The organism is Altererythrobacter ishigakiensis, from assembly GCF_001663155.1.
In the GTDB taxonomy this organism is placed as follows: domain Bacteria; phylum Pseudomonadota; class Alphaproteobacteria; order Sphingomonadales; family Sphingomonadaceae; genus Erythrobacter; species Erythrobacter ishigakiensis.
In genome coordinates, this window is record NZ_CP015963.1 from 203,071 (window position 1) to 228,730 (window position 25,660).

The following is a 25,660-nucleotide window of genomic DNA, read 5'->3' on the forward strand; positions in this document are numbered from 1 at the left end:
ACTCGTGCCGCGGTTGAATTGGTCGATCAGGAAGCAAGGCCGCTAGGGGGTTTGCGGGGTTTGCGAGCCTCGCTTCCTGCTTATGAAGATGGCAGGGCCGCACGAATTCTCAATCCGAACTCGGCGAGCGGCCGCACATTTCGGATTGATGGCAGGATTTGCCGATGAACGGCATAATGCGTTCGATCAGTGGTCTGGCTAAGGCACCAGAACCGTATCGCGCGCCTCATCCAGCAGTTCAGGGTAATCCAGCGTATAGTGCAAGCCGCGGCTTTCCTGCCGCCTCAATGCGCTTGCGACGATCAGCTCAGCCGCTTTCAAGAGATTGCGCAGCTCAATAAGGTCAGTCGTGACAACAAAGCTGCCGTAATAATCTTCGACTTCGTCCTGCAGCAATTTGATCCGGTTCGCCGCGCGCTCAAGCCGTTTCGTGGTGCGCACGATCCCGACATAGTTCCACATGAAGCGGCGGATCTCGGTCCAGTTCTGTTTGATGACCACTTGCTCGTCGGAGTCCGAAACGCGGGTCGCATCCCAATCCTTGATTGCGGGCGGTTCTTCGAGAGCGTCCCAGTTTTCGAGAATATCCTTCGCTGCTGCTTCGCCAAAGACAAAGCACTCCAGCAAAGAGTTCGATGCAAGACGGTTTGCGCCGTGAAGCCCGCTCTCCGTGCACTCGCCCGCCGCCCAAAGACCCGGCAAATCGGTGCGTGCATCAAGCCCGATCAATACTCCGCCGCAGGTATAGTGCTGTGCCGGTACAACCGGGATCGGCTCTTTCGTCATATCGATGCCGAGGCCCATCAACTTGTCATAGATTGTCGGAAAATGTTCCTTCACGAACTCAGGCGGCTGGTGGCTGATGTCCAGATGTACGTAGTCCAGACCATAGCGTTTGATCTGGTCGTCGATCGCGCGGGCGACCACATCGCGCGGGGCCAGTTCCATCCGCTCCGCGTCGTAATCTGCCATGAAGCGATGCCCGGTTTCCGGGTGCAGCAGATGCCCGCCCTCACCGCGCACCGCTTCTGTAATGAGGAAGTTCTTGACCTCCAAATTATAGAGGCATGTGGGGTGGAACTGCATCATCTCCATATTGGAAACGCGACACCCCGCGCGCCATGCCATTGCGATCCCATCGCCGGTGGCGCCACGCGGCGCCGTGCTGAAGAGGTAGCATCGACCGGCGCCGCCCGCTGCCAACACAGTCGCGCGCGCAACTTGCTTTTCAACTTCGCCGGTATCTTCATTTAGCGCGTAAGCACCCCACACGCGCCCGCCGCCAGAGAATTTCTCGCCATGGCGCCCGGTAATTAGGTCGATGCAGCTGCGCCCCGGCAACATGGTGATATTGGGGTTGTCTTCCGCTGCCTTGAGCAATGCCGATTGCACAGCCCATCCGGTCGCATCGTTCACATGAACAATGCGGCGATGACTGTGTCCCCCCTCGCGCGTCAGGTGCAGATCGCCTTCTTCCGTGTTGAACGGCACGCCGAGTTCAACCAAACGCTCGATCGACTTTGGCGCGTTCTCGATCACGAATTCAACGGTCTCGCGGCGGTTGAGCCCAGCGCCCGCCACCATGGTATCGCGTATATGATTCTCGAAAGTATCGCCTGCGTCGAGTACGGCCGCGATCCCGCCCTGCGCCCAGGCCGTGCTTCCGCCGGTGAGCGAGCCCTTGGCCAGCACCAGCACTTTCTTCGTTTCAGCCAGGGCCAATGCGGCAGTCAGACCAGCGGCGCCGGAACCAATGATCAGGACATCGTGCTTGACCGCACTCATATGTCAGAACTCGTCAACTGCACGAACACATCTTCAAGGTCTGGCTCTCGGGTCGTTACATCTTCGATTGTGTAGCCATGCTCTTGCACCTTGGCGAGGACCTGACCTGCGCTCGCCTGATCGCGGTCATATGTAATCTCAAGAATGCGCGGTTCGATCACTTCTGCCTTGTGGAAACCTTCCTCGACAACCGGCCCGGCGAGATCCCGGTCAACCGTAACCCGCACAATCTTCTCGCGCGCCATCTCGATCAGCTCCCGCGTAGGCTTCTTCGCGATCAGTTCGCCATGATTGATGATCGCGATCTGGTCACACAGTTCCTCAGCCTCTTCGAGATAATGTGTCGTCAGGACGATCGTGACGCCATCATCATTAAGGCCGCGCACCAGATCCCAAAGCTGCTTGCGCAACTCGACATCAACGCCCGCGGTCGGCTCGTCGAGCACCAGGATCGGCGGCGAATGCACCATTGCCTTTGCGACCATCAAGCGCCGCTTCATCCCGCCAGAAAGCGTGCGCGCATAGGCATCGCGTTTATCAGCCAACCGCACCGCTTCAAGCAATTCCTCGCTACGCCGCAGCGCCTTGGTTATGCCGTAAAAACCACCTTGGTTCTCTAGCACTTCAAAGGGCGTAAAGAACGGGTCGAATACGATCTCCTGCGGCACAATCCCGATCGAGGCGCTGGCATTGCGGCGGTGCTCGTCGATATCGAAACCCCAGATTTCGGCGCTGCCGCCGGTCTTGTTTACTAGGCCTGCCAGAATATTGATCAGCGTCGACTTGCCTGCACCGTTGGGGCCGAGCAGACCGAATATCTCCCCCTCTGGTACATCAAAGCTTACGCCCTTTAGCGCTTCCTTGCCCGGTTGGCCTTTTGCCCCGGCATAGGTCTTTTTCAGGTCGCTGATCGAAATTGCGGGTAAGTTGGTCATCGCCAAGCGCACTAGGGCTTAATCGGCTGAATGCAAAGGGTGCAGCTGCCCCGTTGCGAATCTGGCGCATCCGCATTATCGGCAAGTCCCATGAGCATGGAAACTCCAGAGGTCGTTACCGTCGAAACCAAGCGCGTAAGCTGTGACGGAGCTAGCGCCATTCGCGGCGGAGCGAATTACCGCCCGGCAGCCTTGGGCCACCCCAAGATCTACCTCGAGATTGACGAGCATGGCTACGTTGACTGCGGCTATTGTGATCGCCGCTTTGTGCTGAAGGGCGGCCCGGTTGATGGCGCAGACCATTCGCAGCTGCCGGACATCTCTGAAGGTGCAGATCCCGGTCGCCGCTAGGCAAAGCTGCTGCTCGCCTGGCTTTGACTCATCGCCGGTTCATGACAAACTGCTATAATGCGCAGCGCAAATGGGAGACTCGCGCCTAGGAGAGAAGTCATGACCAGTCTAATCCACCCTGCATTGATCGCCGCTGCATCGCTTGGCTTGTTGGCTGCGCCGGCGCTTGCCAATGCACAAGGGCAAGCCAAAGATACACCGGTCGAACAAACCAAGGGCGAGAAGAAGCTGGCAAAGATTCTTGAAGGGCGCGTCGCCGGTGAAGCCCGTTCATGCATCTACACCCGACCCAGCGAGAGCATGCGTATCATTGATGATACCGCGATTGTTTATGGCCGCGGCAAGACGATCTACGTAAATCGTACCGCTCATCCGGAAGATTTGGACGACCGCGACATCATGGTTGTGCGGAGGTTCAGCGGCTCTCAATTATGTCGTCAGGACATCGTCACGACAATTGACCCCGGTAGCAGAACGTTCAGCGGGTCAATCTTCCTGAGCGAGTTCATACCTTACACGAGAGTTGAAAGCGACCCTGCCGCGGAAGGCAATTAATCGCGCTCCGTCTAAGTTCCAGAGAGTTTCGGCAGGTTATCGTGGAGGCCCTTCAGCCTGCCGCTACGTAGCCATTCATCCGAGCAAGAATGTCTTCCGCTTGCTGCATAATACCGTCGATTAATTCCTTACACGTCGGAATGTCATTGATCAGGCCAGCTACCATGCCGCATGACCACGCGCCTGCATCCATATCGCCTTCCATCATGATGCGCGGATAGACGCCAGCGACCTGTTCGATGATGTCTTCGAATTTCAGATTCGCACCCTTTTCCTTCTCGATCCGCAGCAGTTCTTCCACGGCATCATTGGTCATCACGCGTTCGGTATTGCGCAGCGGACGCATGACCAGTCGCGTGTCGAGCTCGCTGGCAGCCACGATTGCCGCTTTCACGTTTTCGTGAACCGGCGCTTCTTTTGTGGCGATAAAGCGTGTGCCCATGTTCATGCCCTGTGCTCCCAGCGCGAGCGAGGCGACAAGGCTGCGCCCGTCTGCCATACCGCCAGAGGAAACGAACGGAATTTCCAACTCGTCTGCTGCGCGCGGCAAAAGGATAAAGTTCGGGATATCATCTTCGCCCGGATGACCGCCGCATTCAAAGCCATCAACCGACACTGCATCGCAGCCGATGCTTTGCGCTTTCAAGGCGTGCCGCACTGCGGTGCATTTGTGGATCACCTTGATCCCCGCATCCTTCAGATAGGGCAACACCTGAGCAGGATTGTTGCCAGCAGTCTCCACCACAGTAACCCCGCCTTCGATGATCGCCTTGATAATTGCCGGGTAATCGGGCGCATTCACGGTCGGCAAGAACGTCACATTCACGCCAATCGGTTTGTCCGTCATGTCCTTGCAACGCGCGATCTCATTCGCGAGATCAGCCGGGGTCTTTTGCGTAAGCGCGGTAATGATCCCAAGCCCGCCAGCGTTGGAAACTGCCGCCGCCATTTCAGCAAAGCCGACATAGTGCATGCCGCCTTGGATAATCGGATGCTCAATGCCGAACATTTCTGTGATGGCGGTTTTCATGGCGAATCTCCCTGCTGAAAGTATCTGATTTTGAGCTTACCTTGCGGAGAAATTCGCACCGTGCAAGCGTCGCTTTTGTGAGTGAGCATGCCGTAGCGTCAGTTGAAAGCTTGACCTGTCTTGCAGTCAGCCCGCGCAAAGCAGTTCGCGCAATCGGGCGAGCGAGGTCGGCACAGAGTCTGACCGAGTTTCTTCAGCAGCAGATGATGCTCGTCCATATCTTCGGCTGACCACTCTTCGGGCAGGATCGGCATCAATTCGTTATAGGTCTTCGCGGTGTCCGCTTTGGCCGGCACGATGCCCATGCGCTGCATGATGCGGCGGTGATGCCCGTCGATCACCATGGCTTTGCGATTGAAGGTGGAGGCGTTCATCACGCCCGCACTGTTCTTTCGCGCGACGCCGGGTAATTGCTCTAGCCAGACGAGCGCGTCTTCCAAGGGCAGATTGCCAAGATGGCGCAGGTCCACAGCGCCGCGCTCGGCAACGATGGCGTTAAGGCAGTCCTTGAGGCGTTTGGCGGCAACGGATGGAAAAGTCTGGCGCTTCAACCTCGCTTCCAGTTCTTCGACGGGAACCTCAGCGACCGCTTCCCAGGTTCCGAATTCAGCCAGCAGGCCATCGGTGGACGCATTGCTCACCGCGGTCTTGGTCTGCGCGCCGATGACGCCGTGAACCAGCACCCATTCCGGGCTGCGACGCTTTTCCGGTGGGCGAACAATCCGTCCGAACGTTGTGATCATGCCAGCGTGCAAGCGCCGGAGAATATCGGTGCGAGGGTCTGAACCCAGATTAAGTTGCAACGGCTCGTCCGGGTTCACCGTTCAAAAGTCAGCGCGAATGTCACAGGAACCACAGGGGTGATCGACGGAAGCCCGGCAAGCTCCTGAAGCTGGGCAAGTTCGTCGATCAATTCAAAGCTGGCTGCGTTTACAATCACCGGCGCATCCGCAACCGCTAGTATGCGGTCTTCCCCAGAACGGGTCACGGTGACTTGCGCGGCTACTGGTGCCTCTACCCCTTTCAGCGACAAAGTGCCTTCAAGCGAGGTCTGCGTGCTCTCGCCAACACCCAGCGCTTCGAAGGGCGCAGGATCAATGGTCGCCGTGATTGTGGCTTCGGGATTGTCAGCCACAACGAAGAAGATTTCGCGCATGCGTTCATCGCGAATGTCGACACCGGTGCTTACCGAGGCGAGATCGATTGTGACGGTGGTAGTGCCATCTTGCGCAACGCTTCCACCTAACGTTTCGAAGGTGTTGGTCTCGGCAATTTCACCTGCCTTGATCGAAACATAAGACAGGGTAGAGGCGTCTCCATTAAGTCTCCACGCGCTGTCTGTAAGCGGCGTCGGCTGTGCGGGCTCCCCGGAACAGGCAGCAACTGCCAGAAGTGCAGCGGCCGATTTGATGCGGTGCAAAAGTGTCATAGATCTGTCCTCTACAAGCCTGACTACGATACGCACAAACCGCTTAGAAGTTGCAGGCTTATTCCCATTCGATCGTGCCCGGGGGCTTTGACGTGTAGTCATACACCACGCGGTTGATGCCTTGCACTTCGTTGACGATCCGGGTCGCACACTGGGTCAGGAAGCTCGCGTCGAAGGGGTAAACGTCCGCGGTCATGCCATCGGTGCTTGTTACAGCGCGCAAGCCGCAGACGCTGTCGTAAGTGCGGCCATCACCCATCACGCCCACGGTTTTAACAGGCAGCAGCACCGCAAACGCCTGCCAGATCGCGTCATAGAGCCCAGCATTGCGAATTTCCTCAAGATAGATCGCATCTGCCTTGCGCAGGATGTCGCAGCGTTCCTTGCTCACTTCGCCCGGAATTCGGATCGCTAGGCCCGGCCCAGGGAACGGGTGGCGGCCAACAAATTGTTCATTGAGGCCAAGCTCCCGGCCCAGTGCGCGCACTTCATCCTTGAACAGTTCGCGCAGTGGCTCAACCAGTTCCATATTCATGCGTTCAGGCAGGCCGCCAACATTGTGGTGACTCTTGATCGTGACGCTAGGCCCGCCGGTGAAGGAAACAGACTCGATCACATCGGGATAGAGCGTGCCTTGCGCAAGGAAGTCCGCCCCGCCCAGCTTGGACGCCTCTTCCTCGAACACGGCGATGAATTCGCCGCCGATGAACTTGCGCTTCTTCTCAGGGTCGGTGACGCCGGCAAGGCCCGCCATAAAGCGCTCCTCCGCATCCACGACAACAAGCGGAATATTGTAGTGGTCGCGGAACAGGCTCTCGACCTGTTCGCGCTCGTTAAGCCGCAGCAGGCCATGGTCAACGAACACGCAAGTGAGCTGATCGCCAATCGCCTCGTGGATCAGGATCGCGGCAACCGAGCTGTCGACCCCGCCCGACAGACCGCAAATAACGCGGCCATCGCCCACTTGCTCGCGGATTTCAGCCACCTTGGTTTCGCGATACGCGGCCATGGTCCAGTCGCCTGCCAGCCCGCAGACCTTGTGGACGAAATTCGCGAGCAGCTTTGCGCCATCAGGTGTGTGAACCACCTCGGGGTGGAACTGCGTGCCGTAGTATTGGCGATCCTCGTCAGCAATCACAGCGAAGGGTGCGCCATCACTGGTGGCGACGATTTCAAAACCCGGTGCGAATTGGGTCACTTTATCGCCGTGACTCATCCACACTTGGTGCCGTTCGCCTTCGCTCCAAAGACCGTCAAACAACGCGCATGACTTCGTAACAGTCAGATAAGCCCGGCCAAACTCGCCGCCATCTCCCGTCTCGTGCCCGGGGCGAACTTCTCCGCCAAGCTGTTTGCTCATTACCTGCTGGCCATAGCAGATGCCCAGAATGGGTAGTCCGCTGTCAAACAGCACCTGCGGCGCGCGCGGACTATCGTCATCGCAAACGCTGGCTGGCGAACCGGACAGGATAATGCCCTTGGGCTTCATCCGGTGCAACGCTTTCTCCGCTTCGCTGAAAGGGGAAATCTCGGAATAAACACCCGCCTCGCGCACTCGGCGCGCAATCAGCTGCGTTACCTGGCTGCCGAAATCGACGATAAGGATGGAATCGGGAATGTGCTGTGGGTCCATGGCCGCCGATTAAGGACGTGCGGGCTGGCTGGCAAGCTTGGAGCTGGCGCTATTCACGACGTGATAACTATGCGCTTGAAATCGGCAGAATGGCGATGTTGCACTGCACGCAATCACTGTGCAATTCTTCGCAACTGCAGCATCGGGAACGTTGCAGTGCAGCATGAGTATCTCTTTGCAACCCGTCAGCGAATGTGGGCGGACATTACTCAAGGAGAATATTCATGCGTACCATCTTTGCTTCCGCTGCTGCGCTCACGCTGATTGCAGCACCTGCTGCAGCCAACGCCGACACTGTCGAAGTCCGTGTTTCGGTTGCTGACCTTGATCTGAACACTGCCGCTGGTCGTGCCGCTCTTGAAGAACGCGTAGAGCGCCAGGCTCGCAAGGCCTGTAAGGTAGAAACCGCTTTGGATCGCGCGCCTGAAATGACAGATTGGTCGTGCGTGGAAGCTGCAAAGACTGCTGCTTTGGCGAAGGTCGATGCCTCTCAGAACGGCGGCACGGGAATGGCTGCTGAGTAAACACTCAGCCAATCACCTGGACTTTCAAACCGGTCCCCGATCAATCGATCGGGGGCCGGTTTTGTATTTCCAGCAATAGCAATTCTTTTGTTGAATGTTTTGCAACACATCTCCGCGTTTTCTCATTTGTGTTTAACGTGGAGCAACATTATTTCACTCCCATCGCAGCGGCACGGTTCTCTCTCCCCCTCCCGGTCGCTGACGAGCCCCAGGACTTCCGGTTCCTCTCCCCCGGAATTCCAAAGCGCCCCAGCTGGATGTCTGGCTCAATAGAGCCGCCCAGCCTCAGGGCAGCGAGCGAGACGCGGTCACACCAGTCCCCCAAACACTTTGTGACCGCGTCTCCATCGCAACCTCACAAACTCCAAAATTTTTTGTGTCCTGAGTAACCGACCCGCGTTTGCCAACGAATTCCCATTCGACACTACGACTGCCTGAGCGCCCCCTCAGGCACGCGAGGCGCGGCCAGCGTGCGAATAGACCCCTCCCCCATCGGACGCCGGTCGCGCCTCACCTTTTCTCCGACGGCAAAGTTCAGAATGTTTGACCGCTCGCGGCGACGAGATCGCGAAGATGAGTCTTCAGCAGCTTGCCAATATGGCTGCGGGGCATTTCTGATATCGCTTCCAGCGCTGACAAACGCTGGGTCTTGCCCAGCCGCGCGTTGACCACACCAAGAATATCTTCGACATCCTGGTCGGCGACGCCGGGTAGCAACCGCACGAATCCGTAGGGCGTCTCGCCCCAACGTTCGGATGGCACTCCGATCACTGCAGCTTCAGCGACGCGCGGGTCTTTTTCGAGCTCTGCCTCAAGATCGCTGGGATAGATATTGAAGCCACCCGAGATGATCATGTCCTTGGCGCGGCCAACGAGCTCGACAAAACCGTCTTCGTCGACCCGTCCGATGTCGCCCATCCGCTGCCAGACTTCTCCGGTCTCAGGGTCTGTCCAGTATCCTTCGCGGGTTTTGTCGGGCTGGTTTTTGTAACCGCTCATCATTGTCTGAGAGCGTCCAATGAGATTACCTGGAGTCCCCGGGGGAACCGGCTGATCGTTATCGTCGAGAACCTTCAGCTCGCTACCTGGCGCAGGTCGTCCGACTGTGTGGAGCTTATCGGGGAATTCGTGGCACGCCAGCAGGCAAACGACCCCGCCTTCGGTCATCGAATAGATTTCGATTAACCCGCCCGGCATGCGGCGCAGAACTTCTGCCTTCAGCTCTGCAGGAAACGGCGCGCTGGTACAGTATTTGAGCGCAAGGGCGGTAAGGTCGAAGTCATCAAACCTCGGCTCCGCCATCAGCCGCTGATATTGCACCGGCACCAGCATCGTGGTGGTAACCTTGTTATCTTGCGCGCGCTGAAGCCAGCCAACGGTGTTGAACTTGCCCATGATATTTACCGTACCACCGGCAAGTAGTGGCGGCAGGAAAGCCACCATCGTGGTGTTCGAATAGAGCGGCGTTGATGCCAGTGCACGAACCGGCAATCCTGCGTCGAGATAACTTGCGGCGGTACTCGCAAACTGTCGCCAACGCATCAGGTGCGAATGAACAATCCCCTTGGGAATTCCCGTCGTTCCACTGGAATAGATGATGTTGAAAGGATCTTTGGTGCCCGGCTCAAGTACGGGCGCACGTGTGCCTTCGGGCGCCATCCAATCATCAACATCTTCCAACGCGAGACGATCAAGCTCTTGCACAAAGTCGGCCCCCAGTTCGGCAGACTTCGCCTGATCGATAAAAAGATGCTTCGCACCGCTGTCGCGCGCCATGCCGATCAGTTGCTCTTTCGAAGCACTGGTAGTGAGCGGGGCCGCGACACCGCCTGCACGAACCGCCGCAAGGAATACCAGCGCGTAATTGATGCAACTGGTTCCAAGCACCGCAACTGACTGACCGCGCTGAAGACCGGTCTCAAGCAGCTGTGCCGCCAGCCGCTCAATCCGATCATGAAGCTGATGCCAGCTCAGCTCACGCGTATCATCTCGCAAGGCGATCGCTTCGGGTTGCAATTCAGCCCAACGACCAAGAACCGCAGAGAAATTTCCGAAATTGTTCTGGAGCAGAGCCAGCATCCCATGATTTTTCATTGCGCAAAACTAGCCCACGACGGTGATGCTGCAAGCCCTCAAAACAAACAATCGCTCAACATTCAATGACATTGACTGCCAGCCCGCCCTGGCTTGTTTCCTTGTACTTGGATGACATGTCTAACCCTGTCTGGCGCATGGTCTCGATCACTTGATCCAGGCTTACGGTGCCCTCGGCACCTGTGCGATGCAGTGCAAGTCGAGCGGCATTCACTGCCTTCACTGCGCCGATTGCGTTGCGTTCAATACATGGAACCTGCACCAATCCGCCAACCGGATCGCAGGTCAGGCCCAGATTGTGCTCCATGCCGATTTCCGCTGCACTGGCGATCTGTTCCGGCGTACCTCCCCAGAGCGCCGAAAGCCCGCCGGCTGCCATTGAGCACGCTACGCCGACCTCGCCCTGACAGCCCATTTCAGCTCCGGATATCGACGCACGCTGCTTATACAGCAGGCCAATTGCCCCGGCCGTCAGCAGGAAAGTGCGCCGTCTTTCGCGGCACGGTCCGTCGTCGGAGGTTACGCAGTAGAAACGGATTACAGCGGGTATGATTCCGGCTGCACCGTTGGTTGGGGCAGTGACTACGCGCCCGCCAGCCGCATTCTCTTCATTGACGGCCATGGCAAAACAATTGAGCCAGTCAAACAGCTGCTCGCGCTCATTCGACTGTGGATTGGAGGATAGCTTCTCCCAAAGGTCTGGTGCGCGGCGTTGCACCTTGAGCCCGCCAGGCAAGGTACCCCGCTGGCTCAGCCCACGATCGATACAGGCCTCCATCGCCTGCGCAATGGCGTCTAATCCGGCGATGGTTTTTGCTCGCGGCCGCATGGCATCTTCATTGGCAAGCATGATCTGCTCGATGGATTTCGCTTTCACCCGACAGGTTTGGAGCAATTCGGCTGCTGAACCGAAGGGGTATGGGACGTCCGAACCGCTTGCAATCCGGTCACCCTTTGCAGGCCTTTTCAGCTGCGCCTCTGAGGCTACAAACCCGCCACCGGTCGAATAATATGTCCGCTGCAGCAATGTTTCATCCGCTGCGTTTAGCGCGGTCAGTTTCATGCCATTGGGGTGAAGCTCCGGGATTATATGGCTGGCCAGATCAATATCGCGTGCCTGCCGAAATACGACTGCCTGTTTTCCGCCCAACAGCAGTTTTTCATGCGCCCGCACTTGCTCCAAAGCGTCGGCTGCTTCGTCAGGATCAGTCATTTCCGGATTTGTACCCATCAGGCCAAGGATGGCCGCATCGACCGTGCCGTGTCCGACGCCGGTGAGCGCGAGCGAACCTTGCAGCTCAACAACAACGCGAGCAGTTCGCTCCAACTTGCCCGACTTTCTGAGCGCGCGAATAAACATGCCTGCAATCCGCATCGGCCCGACCGTATGGGATGATGATGGGCCAATCCCGATACGAAAAATGTCGAGCACCGACAGCATGTAATGATCCCTCCCGCAGCGCCATCCAGTTACATTTGAAACCAAATCGCGTAAAGCACGAATTGCTCGCCGCAAACGCGGTGGAAAAGCTCCGCCATAAGCGGCATTCTGATTTGGGTTTTCCCCTTCTAGCGCCTATATAATCGACATGTCTGAAACTCCCGAAAATCAGCCGGAGAAAACCGTCCAGAAGGGCGAGTACGGCGCCGATTCAATCAAGGTTCTCAAAGGTCTGGATGCCGTTCGCAAACGCCCGGGCATGTATATCGGTGACACCGATGACGGATCGGGCCTTCACCACATGGTGTTCGAAGTGTCGGACAACGCCATCGATGAGGCGCTGGCCGGTCACTGTGACCTTGTTCTGATCGAACTCAATGCCGACGGCAGCGTGTCCGTAGAGGACAACGGGCGCGGCATCCCGGTTGGCATGCACAAGGAAGAAGGCGTGTCTGCAGCCGAAGTCATCATGACGCAGCTGCACGCGGGCGGTAAATTCGAGAATACCTCTGACGACAATGCCTACAAGGTGTCGGGTGGCCTGCACGGTGTGGGCGTTTCCGTGGTCAATGCGCTCAGCGAATGGCTGGAGCTGACGATCTGGCGCGACGGTAAAGAACACTGGATGCGCTTCGAGCATGGCGATGCCGTGAACAGCCTGGAGGTCAAGGGTGACGCGCCCGGGGTTGAACAGAATCCGGATGCGGACGGCTTCAAAAAGGGTACTCGCGTTACCTTCAAGGCATCGACCGACACATTCAAGAACGTCACTGAATTTGACTTTGACAAGCTTGAGCACCGTTACCGCGAGCTCGCTTTTCTGAACTCTGGCGTGCGCATCCTGTTGCGCGACAATCGCCATGAAGAGCCGCTGGAGCATGACCTGTTTTACGAAGGCGGGATCGCTGCATTCGTGAAGTATCTCGACCGCAACAAGCAACCGCTCGTTCCGGAACCGATTGCTGTTTCAGCGGACAAAGACGGCATCGGGATCGACGTGGCGCTGCAGTGGAATGACAGCTACTACGAAAACGTCCTCGCCTTCACTAACAACATCCCGCAGCGGGACGGCGGGACGCATATCTCTGCATTTCGCACGGCGTTGACCCGCACGCTAAACAACTATGCGTCTAACACCGGCCTCTTGAAGAAAGAAAAGGTCAGCCTCTCAGGCGAGGATATGCGCGAAGGCCTGACCGCTATTGTCAGCGTGAAACTGCCTGATCCGAAATTCTCCAGTCAGACGAAGGACAAGCTGGTTTCGTCTGAAGTCCGTCAGCCGCTTGAGGGCCTGATGGGCGAGAAGATGACCGAGTGGCTTGAAGAAAACCCAAACGACGCAAAGGCGATCGTCCAGAAGATTATCGACGCTGCCGCGGCACGCGAAGCCGCGCGCCGTGCACGCGAGATGAGCCGCAAAGGTGCGATGAGCGTCGCCTCTCTGCCCGGCAAGCTCGCCGATTGTCAGGAACGCGATGCAGCCAAGGCCGAACTGTTCCTGGTAGAGGGCGATTCCGCAGGCGGCTCAGCAAAGCAGGGCCGTGATCGCAAGACACAGGCCATTCTGCCGCTGAAGGGCAAGATCCTGAATGTTGAGCGCGCGCGGTTTGACCGGATCATCTCATCCAAGGAAGTCGGTACGCTGATCCAGGCAATGGGAACTGGCATTCGCGACGAATTCGATCTTGAGAAGCTGCGCTATCACAAAATCGTGATTATGACCGACGCTGACGTCGACGGGGCGCACATCCGTACGCTGCTTCTCACTTTCTTCCATCGCCAGATGCCGGAGATAGTGAAGGCCGGGCACCTCTTCATTGCGCAGCCGCCGCTCTACAAAGTGAGCAAGGGCCGCAGCGAAGTCTACCTGAAAGATAATGCCGCTCTTGATCGCTATCTGGTGGATGGCGGTCTTTACGGGCGCGTGCTGGAAACAGCCGGCGGCGCGCGCTCCGGCGACGATCTGCGTGGTCTGGTTGAACATGCGCTGCGTTTCCGCAACCTGCTGGCTTTCGTTCCGCGACGTTATGATACCGCGATAATCGAGCAGATGGCGCTTTCCGGGGCACTTGATCCATCGCTTGACCGGAATACACGGATCAAGGCTCTGGAATTCACCGCCCAACGGATTGGACTAGGTGATCCGGAATCCAAATGGTCAGCGTATCTTGGCGAAGACGGCAATGTTCGCTTCGAGCGCCTGTGGCGCGGCGTGACCGACGTGCACGAGATCGAAGGGAAATTCCTTGTCAGTGCTGAAGCGCACAAACTGCATGGCCTCGCCGGCGCGCAGGCAGAGACCTACGCCCAGCCTGCGCGGCTTGTAAAATCGACAGCCGACGCTGACACTGTGCCGGACGACGACGTCGAGGCTGATGATTTGCCGCCAGCAAGCGCAGATGACGCGATTATGCGGCCGACTCAGCTGCTGGATGCAGTTTTGGCGGCCGGTCGCAAGGGGCTCTCGATTGCCCGCTACAAAGGTCTGGGCGAAATGAATGCTGAGCAATTGTGGGAGACCACTCTTGATCCCGAAGCGCGGGTCTTGCTGCAGGTAAAAGTCGAGGATGCCGATGTCACCGACGAAATCTTCACCCGACTGATGGGCGACGTTGTTGAGCCGCGGCGCGAATTTATTCAGGATAACGCACTGAACGTCGCCAACCTCGACGTCTGAGCGAAGGAGTAATCGCCCCACATGTCACAAGATCCCGAAGCAGACGGCTACGAGCATCTTGGTTTCCTGTTGCTGCTCGGGCTGTTGACGATTGGTGTCGTCTTCGTCGTCTGGCCGTTTGCGACACCTCTGTTATGGGCAGCATTGGCTGCGATCATGTTCCAGCCGCTCTATCAATGGTTTCTGAAACGGCTCGCCAATGGCCCTAACAAGGCCGCAATCGCGACGCTTCTTTTCATCACTTTCGTGGTTCTTTTGCCGGGTTTTTTCATCGGCAGCATGATTGTAGAACAGGCCGCAGGCGTGGTGCGCGCGTTCCAGCAAGGCGATTTGGACGTGGCCTCTTGGGGGGATCAGATTCTTGGCGCGTTGCCCGCTGTCATTCGTGAACAGATGGACGCCTATGGCCTTGCTGATCTGCAAGATGTTCAGACACGCGCGCAGGAACTGATCACGGAAAGTGCCGGATTGATCGCGCAACAGGCAATCGCAATCGGCGGCGGCCTGTTCAGTTTTGTCCTGTCTTTCCTCATGGGCCTGTATGTGGCCTATTTCCTGCTGCGCGATGGCAAGCAAATCGGTGAAGCAATCCAGCGCGGGCTACCGCTGGACAATTCGATCGCCGCAAAACTGGCCGAACGGTTCCTGTTGATCGTCCGCGCGACGATCAAGGGATCGGTCCTCGTCGGGCTTGTTCAGGGTGGACTTGGCGCCATTACATTCTGGATCGTCGGGGTCGAAGCTGCCTTGTTGCTGGGCCTGTTGATGGCGATTTTCTCGCTTCTGCCAGCAGTAGGTACCGGCATCGTCTGGCTTCCAATGTCGATCTATCTGCTCGCAACCGGCTATATTTGGGAAGGCGTTTTCGTGATTGTGTCGGGCGTGGCCGTGATCGGCATGGCCGACAATGTGTTACGCCCGATTCTGGTGGGCCGTGATACCGGGATTCCCGATTGGATCATCCTGATCACAACGCTGGGCGGTATCGCAACAATGGGCTTGTCAGGTGTGGTCCTTGGCCCACTTCTCGCTGGGCTCTTCCTGGCCGGTTGGGGCATCGCGCAAGAGTATTTGCTGCACCACAACAAAGCTACATCCGAAAGTTGATTGAGGCCCAATGTACCGCGCAACCCCCGGATCACAGTCCGAACAGGTTGGGCGCCTGCTGACTGCTGGAGTGCTGGTGGTTTTTGCGCCAACGCTGCCTTTCGGGAATTACCTGATCTACCCCTTCATGATCCTTGCCACCTGGTTTCATGAAATGGGGCATGGTTTGACCGCCTTGGCCTTTGGGTACGAATTTGAACGGTTGGTAATCTATTCAAATGGATCCGGCTTGGCGGAGAGCAGTCTTCCTGCAGATGCTTCCCGCTTTTCGCGCGCTCTGATCGCCGCAGGGGGACCGCTGGGGCCAAGCCTTATCGGAGCTGCGCTGATACTTGCCAGCGCCAAGGAAAAGTTCTGGCGGCCTGCGCTCTATCTGCTGGCCTTCGCTATCGCGATCTCCACGGGGATCTGGGTCCGCTCCAGCACCGGGTGGTTCGTTCTGCCGGCGATTTCTGTAGGGCTTGGACTGCTCGCCTGGCGAGGCAAGGCAGGCTTGGTGCGCTTTATGCTTCAGTTTCTTGGCATGCTGGCCGCGCTCAGCATGTTCATGAGTTGGGATTACCTATTCATGGAAAGTGCGCGGATTGGTGGGCAGGTAATCCTTTCTGACACCGGCGCGATCGAAGCCAATCTGTTCTTGCCGCACTGGTTCTGGGCGCTGACGCTGATCGCAATCGCAACGCTGTTGATCGGCGCGAGCCTGAAATATGCGCTGCGCCGGAACGCGCGGTCGACACGCTGGCGGTAATCCAGCCTCAGGTTGCGATGCGGATCGTATTCACCCCGCTGGCGCCGCCATTCTCGGCTGAAAGGCCAGCGAATATCGCATCGATAATATGCGCAAGCTTCTCTTCGCTCAGCTTTTCGTCGATGTGGATCAGAACGTCTGGGAAGGTGTAATTGTTGACCATCTGATTGATCAGCGAAAGCGCTTGATCGATCTCAAAGCCCGGGAAATACCCTTCCGCCTGCGCTTGCGCGATAAGTTCTGACAGATAGTGATCGGCCAGATCAACAAAGCCGCGGACGCGCTCAAACCGCGCGGCACCTGCTTCACAGATCAAAGCGAAAGCCTTGGGGTCGGCGCGGAAACGTTCACGGTTGACGCGGAAACGGCGAACAAAGAATTCATACATCTTCCGGTTTGGCGGAAGATCGATGGCGACGACTTCTTCCATGATCGCGACGTGCGGCTCAAACCATAGTTCGGCCATCGCCTCAAACAGATCGTCATCGTCTTCGAACAGCTCTTGAAGCTTGCGACGCGAAACGCGGCCTGATGCGGCGAGCTCGGCAAGGCCAACCTCTTCTCCGCTTTCTTCGAACAAATCCTGCACATGCATGGCAGCTCGTCTTCGTTCGATTTGCCGTGTCTCAGCGGCCATCATTGCTTCATCCTCCTGATCTGAAGCAATTTAGGGGCTGATAGTCTTCGCTTAAACCCGTTTCATACGAATTCTTTGCAAGTTAACGCGCAAAAACCACACGGGAACTCTAAATAAGGGCAAGAATATCAAGTTTCGCGATCTTCTTCGATTATGGAGCGCGCTTGTTTTTCGAGTACCTTGAACCGTTCGTTGTCAGGCAATTTGCCTCGATACCATGCTGAAAGTTTGAGCAAGTCCTCACCATAATTGCCGGTCGGGTAAAACGGCTCGCCAAAGCCGATAACCATGTGCTCGTTGTCAGCAATCGCGGGCACGATGGGAACACCCCCGGCCTGCGCGATCCGGTAGAAACCCGATTTCCAGCTGCCATCGGTAGTGCGGCTTCCCTCCACCGCGATCACCAGCGCCAGTTCCTTACGCTTCTCGAATTCGGCCTGCATCTGTTCGATGATGCCGCCCGGCGCACTGCGGTCGACGGAGATACCGCCCATATCGAGCATGAAATTGCGCATGATCCCTTGAAACAGAGTGTGCTTGCCCATGAAATTGGGCTGAACCTGCTCATGCTTGGTCGCGCCCGCAAAGAACACGAAGTCCCAGTTCGACGTATGCGGCGCGCCTGCGATCACATACTTTTTGATGTCCTTGGGCAAATGCCCTTCGATCTTCCAGCCCTTCCACTTGTAAAGGAACAGGATGATCCGGTTCACCAGCCGCGAAAGCAGCGTGACGTTACGGGTTTCGTTATGTCGCAAGGCTCTTGGGTCCCTCTCTCCTGCGTAACCTTCTAGCAGCTACGCAAAACAAAGCGAATTGGTTTCAAAGAGTAAACTGCGGCAGCAAATCCTCGCCCAGAACAACAAGCGCATAACCAGCCGACATGCCGAACCAGGCGCTCAGGTACCACCAAAGTCCCAGCTTGCGTTCTCTTGCCGCAATGAAAAAGAGCGTGAGAAGGAAAACGCAGACCATCGCCGGCAAGGTCCAGTCCCCTAAACCTAGGTTTGCGCTCACCGCTGCTTCGTCATTGGGATGCTTCAGGCTGACTACTGCTGCTAGAAGCCGCATGGTCAGCGTGTTCCAAAGGATGATCGGAGCGAGAAACTTCAGCTTGGCTCGCAAGATGAAAGCCGCTGTGGCAATGACTATCGTCGCAATTGGGCCTGCCAATGAAATCAAGTTGCTATGCAACTCGCTTTGATACGCACCAGCAAGCGGCCTCACGACATTGGACGTCATCGAAACTTCGTAGCCAAGAGCTACCGCCGTAAGGGCATGACCTAACTCATGTAGATAATGGGTAATCAGGATACAGAGGAACAACGAACCCGCTACTTTTGCAAACTGTGTCAATATTGACCCCCCCCTTCGGCCTTGCCAGCTTTATCACATCCGGAACACGCCAAATGCGGGCCGCTCTGCAATCGGCGCTTCGAGCGTCGCTGCGAAGGCCAGGCCCAGCACATCGCGGGTTTGCACCGGATCAATCACGCCATCATCCCACAGGCGGGCTGTAGCATAGTAGGGATTGCCTTCATCTTCGTACTTCTGGCGGATTGGAGTCTTGAAGGCCTCGGCCTCCTCCTCGGTCCATGTGTCCGCATCGCGGTGGACCGTGGCGAGGACCGATGCGGCTTGTTCGCCGCCCATCACCGAGATGCGCGCATTGGGCCAGGTGAACAGGAAGCGCGGAGAGTACGCACGTCCGCACATGCCGTAATTTCCTGCGCCGAAGCTGCCCCCAATCACAACCGTTACCTTTGGCACCGTTGCGGTCGCGACGGCGGTGACGAGCTTCGCGCCATGCTTGGCTATGCCTTCCGCTTCGTATTTCCCGCCGACCATAAAGCCGGAGATATTTTGCAGGAACAGCAGCGGAATTCGGCGTTGGCATGCGAGCTCGATGAAATGCGCGCCCTTTTGCGCGCTCTCTGAAAACAATACGCCATTGTTGGCGAGTATCGCGACAGGCATGCCCCAGATATGAGCAAAGCCGCACACCAGCGTCGAACCGTAATGCGCCTTGAATTCGTGAAACTCGCTGCCGTCGACCAGCCGCGCGATCACTTCCTTCACATCGTAGGGCGCACGGACATCTTCTGGCACAAGAGCGTAAAGATCGTCCGCATCAAACTTGGGCGGACGCGGGTCTTTCAGAACGACATCCTTCGCTGCATCTGTGTTCGCGCCAAGCTGGCTCACGATATCGCGCACGATGGTGAGCGCGTGCTCGTCATTCTCCGCCAGGTGATCGGCCACGCCTGATTTTTTCGCATGAAGATCGCCGCCGCCTAGGTCTTCAGCGCTGATCTCCTCACCCGTCGCGGCCTTCACCAGCGGCGGTCCGGCCAGGAAGATCGTGCCTTGATTGCGCACGATCACAGTCTCGTCTGACATGGCAGGCACATAGGCCCCGCCCGCGGTGCAGCTGCCCATGACGCAGGCGATCTGCGGAATGCCCAGAGCGGACATATTCGCCTGATTGAAGAAGATCCGGCCAAAGTGGTCACGATCAGGGAAAACCTCCGCCTGGTGCGGCAGGTTCGCCCCGCCGCTATCGACCAGATAGATGCACGGCAGCCGGTTTTCCTGCGCGATTTCCTGCGCGCGCAGGTGCTTCTTGACTGTCATCGGATAATAGGTGCCGCCCTTCACCGTGGCATCATTGCACACGATCATCACCTGACGGCCCGATACACGCCCGAGCCCGCAGATCAGCGAAGCGCCGTTGATGTCACCTTCGTACATGCCGTTGGCGGCCAGCTGGCCAATTTCGAGGAAAGGCGAACCCGGATCGAGCAAGCGCTCGACGCGTTCGCGCGGGAGCAGCTTGCCACGCGAGACATGCCGCTCCCGGCTGCGCTCTGGCCCGCCCGGTGCGGCTTCAGCGACGCTTGCACGCAAATCATCGGCCAGCGCCTTGTTATGGTCAAACCGCGCCTTGGCGTCGGGTGCCTCGCGGTCGAGCTTCGAAGTGAGAACAGGTGCGGTCATCCAGCAGCCCCTATCAGCTCTCGCCCGATCAGCATTCGCCTGATCTCATTCGTGCCCGCGCCGATATCGAGCAGCTTCGCATCGCGCATGTAGCGCTCCACCGGCCAGTCGAGCGTATAGCCGGCGCCGCCCAGCGCCTGCACGCTTTCCGCCGCAACCTTGAACGCGTTCTCTGACGACAGCAGGATCGCGCCCGCTGCGTCGAAGCGCGTGGTCTGGTCCGCATCGCACGCCTTCGCCACCGCATAGGTATAAGCGCGTGCCGACTGCAGCGCGACATACATGTCGGCGACCTTGGCCTGCATCAGCTGGAAGCTGCCGATCGGTTTGCCGAATTGCTTGCGCTCGCGCAGGTAGGGAATGACTGTGTCGAGGCAAGCCTGCATGATGCCGAGCTGCAGTCCGGCGAGCACCACGCGTTCATAGTCCAAACCGCTCATCAGCACGCCGACGCCGCCATTGAGCGGTCCCATCACGCGATCCTCTGGAATATGGCAATCGTCAAACACCAGCTCTGCCGTGGGCGAGCCGCGCATGCCGACTTTCTCGATCTTCTGACCGATGGAAAACCCTTCATCACCCTTCTCGATCAGGAAAGCGGTGATGCCGCGCGATCCGGCGCTGCCATCGGTCTTGGCATAGACCACGAGCGTGTCGGCATAGGTGGCGTTGGTGATCCAGAACTTGGTGCCGTTCAGCACATATCCGCCCTTTACCGTCTCTGCCTTGAGCTTCATCGAGACAACGTCTGACCCCGCGCTCGCTTCTGACATGGCGAGCGAGCCAACATGCTCGCCGGAAATCAACCCGGGCAGATATTTCGCCTTCTGCTCTTCATTGCCCCAGCGGCGGATTTGATTGACGCAAAGGTTTGAGTGTGCGCCATAGGACAGGCCCAGCGATGCGCTCGCCCGGCTGACTTCCTCGACCGCGATCACATGCTCGAGATAGCCGAGCCCCAACCCGCCATCCTCTTCGGATACAGTCAGGCCATGCAGGCCGAGCTCGCCCATTTGCTGCCACAGTTCATCGCGCGGGAAATAGTCCTCGCGATCAATCTTGTCCGCCAGCGGCGCGATCTGCTGGTCCGCAAACCGGCCAACGCTGTCACGGATCATCTCTGCCGCTTCACCAAGCTGGAAATCGAAATCAGGTGTGGCACGCATTGTCTGAACTTCTCCTCATCAACGCCCATAACAGCGCGCGCGGATTGCGCAAACCGGTTGCAGCTGAAATCATCTGGCAATTGCAGGTCATGCCTTGGCCTAGCTGCAGGCTTTCCCTAGGGTCTGATCAACCAACCGAGGCGAGACCATTTCCGACGCATTCCCAGATAGCATGATCGAGCTAAGCCGGGTCACACGGCATTTCGGTGCAGTTACCGCTGTAGGCGGCGTCAGTTTCTCGATCGCCGCTGGCGGTTTTGTTGCGCTGGTGGGAGCGTCCGGCTCTGGGAAATCGACTCTCATGAAGATGATAAATGCTCTGGAGGTACCCAGTTCCGGGCGGGTCCTTGTCGCTGGCGCTGATGTGCAGGCGCAGCCGGCCGCGGAACTACGCCGCCGCATCGGCTATGTTTTCCAGTCTATTGGGCTGTTTCCGCATATGAGCGTGTCGGAAAATATCGGCATCGGACCGCGCCTGACGGGCCAGAGGACCAGCGATGCCCGGATCAACGAGCTGCTTAAGCTGGTTGATCTTGAGGCTGATATGGCGAGCCGCATGCCGGACGAGCTATCAGGTGGACAACGCCAACGTGTTGGCGTTGCGCGCGCGTTAGCGAACGAACCAGAGCTGCTGTTGATGGATGAACCTTTCGGCGCGCTTGATCCGATTACGCGTGATGCCTTGGGCGAGCGCGTGCGCGAGCTTCACGACGAACTTGGCCTCACCACAATAATGGTGACGCATGACATGGCCGAGGCTCTGCTACTGGCGGATCGCGTGCTGGTGATGGATCAGGGGCTGGTCGTGGCCGACCAAACGCCCGCTGAATTGCTCGCCGGGAAAGGCGGAGAGATTGCGCAGGGGCTGGTCTCTGTGCCGCGCGCGCAAGCAGAGAAGCTGGCACGGATGGAACGCGAAGGCAGCGCGCCATGAACGGGTTCTGGGACGCGCTGATGGGCCTTGGCCCGCAATTGTCCGCCCATGTGCTGCTTTCCGCATCGGCTATCGCGCTCGGCATTCTGGTTGCGCTGCCGCTGGCCGTTTGGGCCAGCCGGTCACCACCTGTCGCACGTGTTGCTCTAGGGTTTGCCAGCCTGGTCCAGACCATACCCGCGCTGGCGCTGCTTGCGCTGTTTTTCCCTATCCTGCTCAGTTTACGCGTCATCTTTGGCGAAGGCCTGCCAACGCTCGGATTCTTGCCGGCATTGCTGGCACTGGCGCTTTACGCTGTGTTGCCGATCTTGCGAAATGCTGTGACGGCTCAGGCCAATCTTGACCCCGGCGTGCTCGAGGCCGCCGATGGCGTGGGAATGACAGGCTGGCAAAAGCTGCGGCTGGTCGAAGCGCCGCTTTCCGCACCATTCATCATGGCGGGTATTCGTACGGCGAGCGTATGGACAATTGGTGCGGCGACACTCGCGACTACGATCGGTCAGCCGAGCCTGGGTGATCCGATCTTCGCCGGATTGCAAACGCAGAACTGGGTGCTGGTGCTCGCCGGCTGTTTTGCGTCCGCAGGCCTGGCGCTGATTGCAGACGCTCTGCTGGGCCTGATCGAGCGCGGGATGGCGAGCCGCAAACGCAGCCTGGCGTTTGGTGGCCTGTTAGTGGTCGCGCTGGGCATTGTCTCGGCGCTTTTCACACAATTTGGCGGAGGCGAGCGCGACCGCATCCTTATCGGAGCGAAGGGATTCTCCGAACAATATGTGCTCGTGCGGCTGATCGGACAGCGGCTGGAAGCTGAAGGATACTCGGTCGAGTACCGTGACGGGCTGGGTTCGGCCGTTGCACATAGCGCGGTTTCCAGCGGCGATATCGATCTGCTGGTCGATTACACCGGCACGATCTGGGCCAATCAGATGAAACGCAGCGATAACCCGCCTCGCGAAGAGATGCTCAGCGAGATTGAGAGTTGGGAGCGCAAAACAAGCGGCACACTCGTTCTGGGTCGTTTGGGCTTTGAGAATGCTTATGGGCTGGCAGTCCGGGAAGATGTTGCCAATGCGCGCAATCTTCACTCGATCGCTGATTTGGCAGCTGTAGCGCCCGGGATGACGATTGGCGGCGACCCCGAATTTTTTGAAAGACCGGAATGGATTGCAGTGCGCGATGCCTACAGCTTGCGCTTCGGCCAGACCCGCAATTTTGCCCCCACGTTCATGTATAACGCGCTCAGATCAGGCGAAGCAGATGTGATCAGCGCATATACGTCAGACGGGCGCATTGCAGCTGACAATCTGGTCGTTCTGGAGGATCCACGCGGTGCATTCCCCAATTACGATGCAATCCTGCTGGTCAGTCCCGAGCGTACAGATGACGCAGCGCTGCGCATGGTGCTTGAGCCGATCATCGGTGCAATTGATGTCGATTCGATGCGCGAGGCGAACTACGCGGTTGATCGTGACCAAGACAAGATGACGCCTGAGAAAGCAGCGCGGCTGCTGGCGAAGCGGATCGGAATCTAGGGCGCGAAGCCAGCTGCGCCAGTGGGCCATCCTGTGCCTGCAACACCCAATACTTTGAAAAGCTCACCCATCTGATCAGGCGCCGTCAATCGCATGGACTGCCGGTCAAGCACCTCTGCCTTGTCGGGGGATTGCCGTTTGAGAGCTGCGAAACGCATCTGCGCGCCCAAAGCAGCCAACCATTCGCCTTGCGTGGACAGGCCCAACACATGGGCCCCCTGCCGCGTCGCCACATCCCGCAGAGCGCCGAAATCGACATGCGCGGTCAAGTCCATCTCTCCCGGCTGCGCCAAGACACTGAATTTCTGGTGTGCTCTGATCGCCTGCAATGTCGAACCCGCTTGCAGTTCCATCGCGCCATAGTCGATTATCAGCGCAGCACCGCCCTGCGTGACCAGACGATCCGTTAGCTCTGACATGACAGCAGCCGCAGCCGCGCAGGTTTCCAGCACCGTGCCAACCTCGGCATCGGCCCGCGCCTGAGGAACAACAACGTCCATCGGTTTGTCCCCCGCAATAAATGCCAGTTCGCCTTCAGCAAGCCCGACCATTCGCTCTCGCCAACCGGATTCGACCCGCAGCAACTGCCGGATCGGCAGCGCGTCGAAGAATTCATTCGCGATGATCAGCAATGGGCCGTCTTCGGGTAGACTGGTGACATCGGCGTGATGCACTGCATGCGGCAACGCCCGCTTTTGAACTTTGCGTAAGGTTTCAGACCCCTCAACGAAATGTACCTTCGGCTGCAAGCCATGCTGAGCAGCCGCACGCAAGGCATCGCTGGCCAGGGTGCCTCGCCCCGGCCCCAACTCGACATAGTTCACCACCTCTGGCCGCCCCGCGCGCATCCAGATATCGGCAAACCACAGACCGATCAGCTCGCCGAAAACCTGACTCACTTCCGGCGCAGTGATAAAATCCGCATCACCGCCCAGCGGATCGCGACTATTGTAATAGCGCGCATTGCTCTCACCCATATATTGAGCCAGGCTGATTGGCCCGTTTTCGCGGATCAGGCGGCAGAAAGACTCGGCCAAATCCCCCTGAGATGGATCATTCATGCTTGCGCGGGGCTGTTGCCGCCTGAACCAAGTGGCGCTTTGCGCAGCGCGTAGACAATTACTGCGAATCCCAGAACAATCAGGGGGATGGTCAGCCACTGGCCTTGGCTCAGCCCCGTCTCAATGACGCGGTCAGCCAGGTGTTCGTCCGGCTCGCGGAAGAATTCGTTGATGAAACGCGCTGCGCTGATCCCGGTAACAAAGATGCCTGTAAGCAATCCGGGGCGAAAGCGCGCACTTGTCTTCCAGAACAAAAGTGTCATAGCGACGAGCAGCAATAGGCCTTCAAGTCCCGCCTGATAAAGCTGACTTGGATGGCGCACGACATCGCCACCGCCAGGGAATATCATGCCCCATGACACATCTGTGGCGCGGCCCCACAATTCGCCATTGGTGAAGTTTGCAAGGCGCCCCAGCATCATGCCCATCGGCACACCAACGGACACGTAATCTGTAACTCTCAGGAACGACAGCTTCCCGCGCCAGCTGACCCACATCATTGCAACCATGACACCCAGCAGCCCGCCGTGAAAACTCATCCCGCCATCCCACAAGCGAAGCAGATCCCAACTGACAAAACCTTCGCCATTAAAGCTGGTGAACAGTTCCGGGCGGTAGAATGTCGCATAACCCAAACGCCCGCCCAAAATTACGCCCAGAGTGCAATAAAAGAACAGGTCATCGACGTGACGCTGCGCCATCGGTGCGCCGGGCTGCTTGATCATTTTGGTCACATGCCAATAGGCAAACAACACGCCCAGCAGGTAAGCGAGCGAGTAGAATCGCAGAGTAAAAAAGCCAAGATCGATCCCCTCTGTAAAGCCCAGATCGGCCCAATAGATCGGATCAGCAGCGCCAGTGGCGGCAAGTAGTGACAGCACGAAGCGAACCTCTATATAGAAGACACGTCAACCGGACATGCCAGTTCGGAAAGCCGCTATTGGCACAGCCAGAGAATTGGGGAAACCCCGTTGGCTTCGAGCGTTAGCTTGAAGAAGGGTCTTCACGGCTGTGACCTGAAAAA

23 protein-coding genes are annotated in these 25,660 nt (G+C 57.9%); 8 read left to right on the forward strand and 15 right to left on the reverse strand.

Features of this window, described 5'->3' with window-relative positions; translation table 11 throughout:
- Positions 1–198: 198 nt before the first annotated feature.
- Positions 199–1,785 carry an L-aspartate oxidase gene (nadB, locus tag A6F69_RS01035; RefSeq protein WP_067596553.1) on the reverse strand — a complete coding sequence of 529 codons (1,587 nt, stop codon included), beginning with the start codon at positions 1,783–1,785 and terminating at the stop codon, positions 199–201.
- Positions 1,782–2,720: an ABC transporter ATP-binding protein gene (locus tag A6F69_RS01040; RefSeq protein WP_067596554.1), complete on the reverse strand. Its 939-nt coding sequence runs from the start codon at positions 2,718–2,720 to the stop codon at positions 1,782–1,784. Before A6F69_RS01040 ends, nadB begins: the two co-directional genes overlap by 4 nt.
- Positions 2,721–2,810: 90 nt before the next feature.
- On the opposite strand from A6F69_RS01040, the gene A6F69_RS01045 reads away from it, so the two are divergent.
- Both A6F69_RS01045 and A6F69_RS01050 read left to right on the forward strand, forming a co-directional pair.
- A complete protein-coding gene (locus tag A6F69_RS01045) occupies positions 2,811–3,071 on the forward strand; it encodes a zinc-finger domain-containing protein (RefSeq protein WP_067596555.1) in 261 nt (86 codons plus the stop codon).
- Between the two features lie 99 nt (positions 3,072–3,170).
- Positions 3,171–3,626 (forward strand): hypothetical protein, encoded by a 456-nt coding sequence (locus tag A6F69_RS01050; protein ID WP_067596556.1) that lies wholly within the window; start codon positions 3,171–3,173, stop codon positions 3,624–3,626.
- 52 nt (positions 3,627–3,678) lie between these two features.
- On the opposite strand, the gene A6F69_RS01055 is transcribed toward A6F69_RS01050, so the two are convergent.
- From A6F69_RS01055 to guaA, 4 genes are all read right to left on the reverse strand, one after another.
- Positions 3,679–4,656: an NAD(P)H-dependent flavin oxidoreductase gene (locus tag A6F69_RS01055; protein ID WP_067596557.1), complete on the reverse strand. Its 978-nt coding sequence runs from the start codon at positions 4,654–4,656 to the stop codon at positions 3,679–3,681.
- A 98-nt stretch (positions 4,657–4,754) separates the two neighbouring features.
- The gene (locus tag A6F69_RS01060) at positions 4,755–5,399 is read right to left on the reverse strand and encodes an endonuclease III domain-containing protein (protein WP_245638259.1); all 645 of its coding nucleotides are present in this window, start codon (positions 5,397–5,399) and stop codon (positions 4,755–4,757) included.
- A gap of 74 nt (positions 5,400–5,473) precedes the next feature.
- The gene (locus A6F69_RS01065; RefSeq protein ID WP_067596558.1) at positions 5,474–6,085 is read right to left on the reverse strand and encodes a YceI family protein; all 612 of its coding nucleotides are present in this window, start codon (positions 6,083–6,085) and stop codon (positions 5,474–5,476) included.
- A gap of 58 nt (positions 6,086–6,143) precedes the next feature.
- A complete protein-coding gene (gene guaA / locus A6F69_RS01070; RefSeq protein WP_067596559.1) occupies positions 6,144–7,718 on the reverse strand; it encodes a glutamine-hydrolyzing GMP synthase in 1,575 nt (524 codons plus the stop codon).
- Between the two features lie 224 nt (positions 7,719–7,942).
- Between guaA and A6F69_RS01075 the strand changes: the two genes are divergently transcribed.
- Positions 7,943–8,242, forward strand: coding sequence for a UrcA family protein (locus tag A6F69_RS01075; protein WP_067596560.1), 300 nt, complete (start codon positions 7,943–7,945; stop codon positions 8,240–8,242).
- Positions 8,243–8,776: 534 nt separating this feature from the next.
- Here A6F69_RS01075 and A6F69_RS01080 read toward each other — a convergent pair.
- Together A6F69_RS01080 and A6F69_RS01085 are read right to left on the reverse strand one after the other, a co-directional pair.
- Entirely contained in the window at positions 8,777–10,336 is a 1,560-nt protein-coding gene (locus tag A6F69_RS01080) for a class I adenylate-forming enzyme family protein (RefSeq protein ID WP_245638260.1), read from the reverse strand.
- A gap of 55 nt (positions 10,337–10,391) precedes the next feature.
- The gene (locus A6F69_RS01085) at positions 10,392–11,777 is read right to left on the reverse strand and encodes an L-serine ammonia-lyase (RefSeq protein WP_067596561.1); all 1,386 of its coding nucleotides are present in this window, start codon (positions 11,775–11,777) and stop codon (positions 10,392–10,394) included.
- Positions 11,778–11,925: 148 nt separating this feature from the next.
- Here A6F69_RS01085 and gyrB point away from each other — a divergent pair, with 148 nt between their 5' ends.
- From gyrB to A6F69_RS01100, 3 genes are read left to right on the forward strand one after another with little or no spacing between them, the layout of a single operon-like run.
- Entirely contained in the window at positions 11,926–14,454 is a 2,529-nt protein-coding gene (gene gyrB, locus A6F69_RS01090) for a DNA topoisomerase (ATP-hydrolyzing) subunit B (RefSeq protein ID WP_067596562.1), read from the forward strand.
- A gap of 21 nt (positions 14,455–14,475) precedes the next feature.
- On the forward strand, positions 14,476–15,561 hold the full coding sequence (locus A6F69_RS01095; RefSeq protein ID WP_067596563.1) for an AI-2E family transporter: 1,086 nt from the start codon (positions 14,476–14,478) through the stop codon (positions 15,559–15,561).
- Positions 15,562–15,571: 10 nt separating this feature from the next.
- A complete protein-coding gene (locus A6F69_RS01100) occupies positions 15,572–16,309 on the forward strand; it encodes a M50 family metallopeptidase (RefSeq protein WP_067596564.1) in 738 nt (245 codons plus the stop codon).
- 7 nt (positions 16,310–16,316) lie between these two features.
- Here the strand turns inward: A6F69_RS01100 and A6F69_RS01105 are convergent, their stop codons facing one another.
- From A6F69_RS01105 to A6F69_RS01125, 5 genes are all read right to left on the reverse strand, one after another.
- Entirely contained in the window at positions 16,317–16,949 is a 633-nt protein-coding gene (locus A6F69_RS01105; RefSeq protein ID WP_067596565.1) for a TetR/AcrR family transcriptional regulator, read from the reverse strand.
- Positions 16,950–17,074: 125 nt separating this feature from the next.
- The gene (locus tag A6F69_RS01110) at positions 17,075–17,704 is read right to left on the reverse strand and encodes a 1-acyl-sn-glycerol-3-phosphate acyltransferase (RefSeq protein WP_067596566.1); all 630 of its coding nucleotides are present in this window, start codon (positions 17,702–17,704) and stop codon (positions 17,075–17,077) included.
- A 64-nt stretch (positions 17,705–17,768) separates the two neighbouring features.
- Positions 17,769–18,302: a hypothetical protein gene (locus A6F69_RS01115; RefSeq protein WP_144573550.1), complete on the reverse strand. Its 534-nt coding sequence runs from the start codon at positions 18,300–18,302 to the stop codon at positions 17,769–17,771.
- A 33-nt stretch (positions 18,303–18,335) separates the two neighbouring features.
- On the reverse strand, positions 18,336–19,943 hold the full coding sequence (locus tag A6F69_RS01120) for a carboxyl transferase domain-containing protein (protein WP_067596568.1): 1,608 nt from the start codon (positions 19,941–19,943) through the stop codon (positions 18,336–18,338).
- Positions 19,940–21,109 carry an isovaleryl-CoA dehydrogenase gene (locus A6F69_RS01125; protein WP_067596569.1) on the reverse strand — a complete coding sequence of 390 codons (1,170 nt, stop codon included), beginning with the start codon at positions 21,107–21,109 and terminating at the stop codon, positions 19,940–19,942. Before A6F69_RS01125 ends, A6F69_RS01120 begins: the two co-directional genes overlap by 4 nt.
- A gap of 172 nt (positions 21,110–21,281) precedes the next feature.
- On the opposite strand from A6F69_RS01125, the gene A6F69_RS01130 reads away from it, so the two are divergent.
- On the forward strand, positions 21,282–22,043 hold the full coding sequence (locus tag A6F69_RS01130; RefSeq protein WP_067596570.1) for an ATP-binding cassette domain-containing protein: 762 nt from the start codon (positions 21,282–21,284) through the stop codon (positions 22,041–22,043).
- Entirely contained in the window at positions 22,040–23,575 is a 1,536-nt protein-coding gene (locus A6F69_RS01135) for an ABC transporter permease/substrate-binding protein (RefSeq protein ID WP_067596571.1), read from the forward strand. Before A6F69_RS01130 ends, A6F69_RS01135 begins: the two co-directional genes overlap by 4 nt.
- On the opposite strand, the gene A6F69_RS01140 is transcribed toward A6F69_RS01135, so the two are convergent.
- Both A6F69_RS01140 and lgt read right to left on the reverse strand, forming a co-directional pair.
- Positions 23,572–24,636, reverse strand: coding sequence for a class I SAM-dependent methyltransferase (locus A6F69_RS01140; RefSeq protein WP_067596572.1), 1,065 nt, complete (start codon positions 24,634–24,636; stop codon positions 23,572–23,574). The two genes, A6F69_RS01135 and A6F69_RS01140, sit on opposite strands and share 4 nt — an antisense overlap.
- A complete protein-coding gene (lgt, locus tag A6F69_RS01145; RefSeq protein ID WP_179946162.1) occupies positions 24,633–25,517 on the reverse strand; it encodes a prolipoprotein diacylglyceryl transferase in 885 nt (294 codons plus the stop codon). Before lgt ends, A6F69_RS01140 begins: the two co-directional genes overlap by 4 nt.
- Positions 25,518–25,660 lie beyond the last annotated feature (143 nt).

Excerpts from the sequence above, each read along its gene's own strand:
- A6F69_RS01120 (WP_067596568.1), bottom strand. The coding sequence starts at position 19,943 with ATGACCGCACCTGTTCTCACTTCGAAGCTCGACCGCGAGGCACCCGAC.
- A6F69_RS01065 (WP_067596558.1), bottom strand. The coding sequence starts at position 6,085 with ATGACACTTTTGCACCGCATCAAATCGGCCGCTGCACTTCTGGCAGTT.
- A6F69_RS01130 (WP_067596570.1), top strand. The coding sequence starts at position 21,282 with ATGATCGAGCTAAGCCGGGTCACACGGCATTTCGGTGCAGTTACCGCT.
- A6F69_RS01105 (WP_067596565.1), bottom strand. The coding sequence starts at position 16,949 with ATGATGGCCGCTGAGACACGGCAAATCGAACGAAGACGAGCTGCCATG.
- A6F69_RS01085 (WP_067596561.1), bottom strand. The coding sequence starts at position 11,777 with ATGCTGTCGGTGCTCGACATTTTTCGTATCGGGATTGGCCCATCATCA.
- A6F69_RS01100 (WP_067596564.1), top strand. The coding sequence starts at position 15,572 with ATGTACCGCGCAACCCCCGGATCACAGTCCGAACAGGTTGGGCGCCTG.
- A6F69_RS01125 (WP_067596569.1), bottom strand. The coding sequence starts at position 21,109 with ATGCGTGCCACACCTGATTTCGATTTCCAGCTTGGTGAAGCGGCAGAG.
- A6F69_RS01080 (WP_245638260.1), bottom strand. The coding sequence starts at position 10,336 with ATGAAAAATCATGGGATGCTGGCTCTGCTCCAGAACAATTTCGGAAAT.
- guaA (WP_067596559.1), bottom strand. The coding sequence starts at position 7,718 with ATGGACCCACAGCACATTCCCGATTCCATCCTTATCGTCGATTTCGGC.
- A6F69_RS01095 (WP_067596563.1), top strand. The coding sequence starts at position 14,476 with ATGTCACAAGATCCCGAAGCAGACGGCTACGAGCATCTTGGTTTCCTG.
- A6F69_RS01045 (WP_067596555.1), top strand. The coding sequence starts at position 2,811 with ATGAGCATGGAAACTCCAGAGGTCGTTACCGTCGAAACCAAGCGCGTA.
- nadB (WP_067596553.1), bottom strand. The coding sequence starts at position 1,785 with ATGAGTGCGGTCAAGCACGATGTCCTGATCATTGGTTCCGGCGCCGCT.
- A6F69_RS01040 (WP_067596554.1), bottom strand. The coding sequence starts at position 2,720 with ATGACCAACTTACCCGCAATTTCGATCAGCGACCTGAAAAAGACCTAT.
- A6F69_RS01075 (WP_067596560.1), top strand. The coding sequence starts at position 7,943 with ATGCGTACCATCTTTGCTTCCGCTGCTGCGCTCACGCTGATTGCAGCA.
- A6F69_RS01140 (WP_067596572.1), bottom strand. The coding sequence starts at position 24,636 with ATGAATGATCCATCTCAGGGGGATTTGGCCGAGTCTTTCTGCCGCCTG.
- A6F69_RS01060 (WP_245638259.1), bottom strand. The coding sequence starts at position 5,399 with ATGATCACAACGTTCGGACGGATTGTTCGCCCACCGGAAAAGCGTCGC.
- A6F69_RS01135 (WP_067596571.1), top strand. The coding sequence starts at position 22,040 with ATGAACGGGTTCTGGGACGCGCTGATGGGCCTTGGCCCGCAATTGTCC.
- A6F69_RS01055 (WP_067596557.1), bottom strand. The coding sequence starts at position 4,656 with ATGAAAACCGCCATCACAGAAATGTTCGGCATTGAGCATCCGATTATC.
- gyrB (WP_067596562.1), top strand. The coding sequence starts at position 11,926 with ATGTCTGAAACTCCCGAAAATCAGCCGGAGAAAACCGTCCAGAAGGGC.
- A6F69_RS01050 (WP_067596556.1), top strand. The coding sequence starts at position 3,171 with ATGACCAGTCTAATCCACCCTGCATTGATCGCCGCTGCATCGCTTGGC.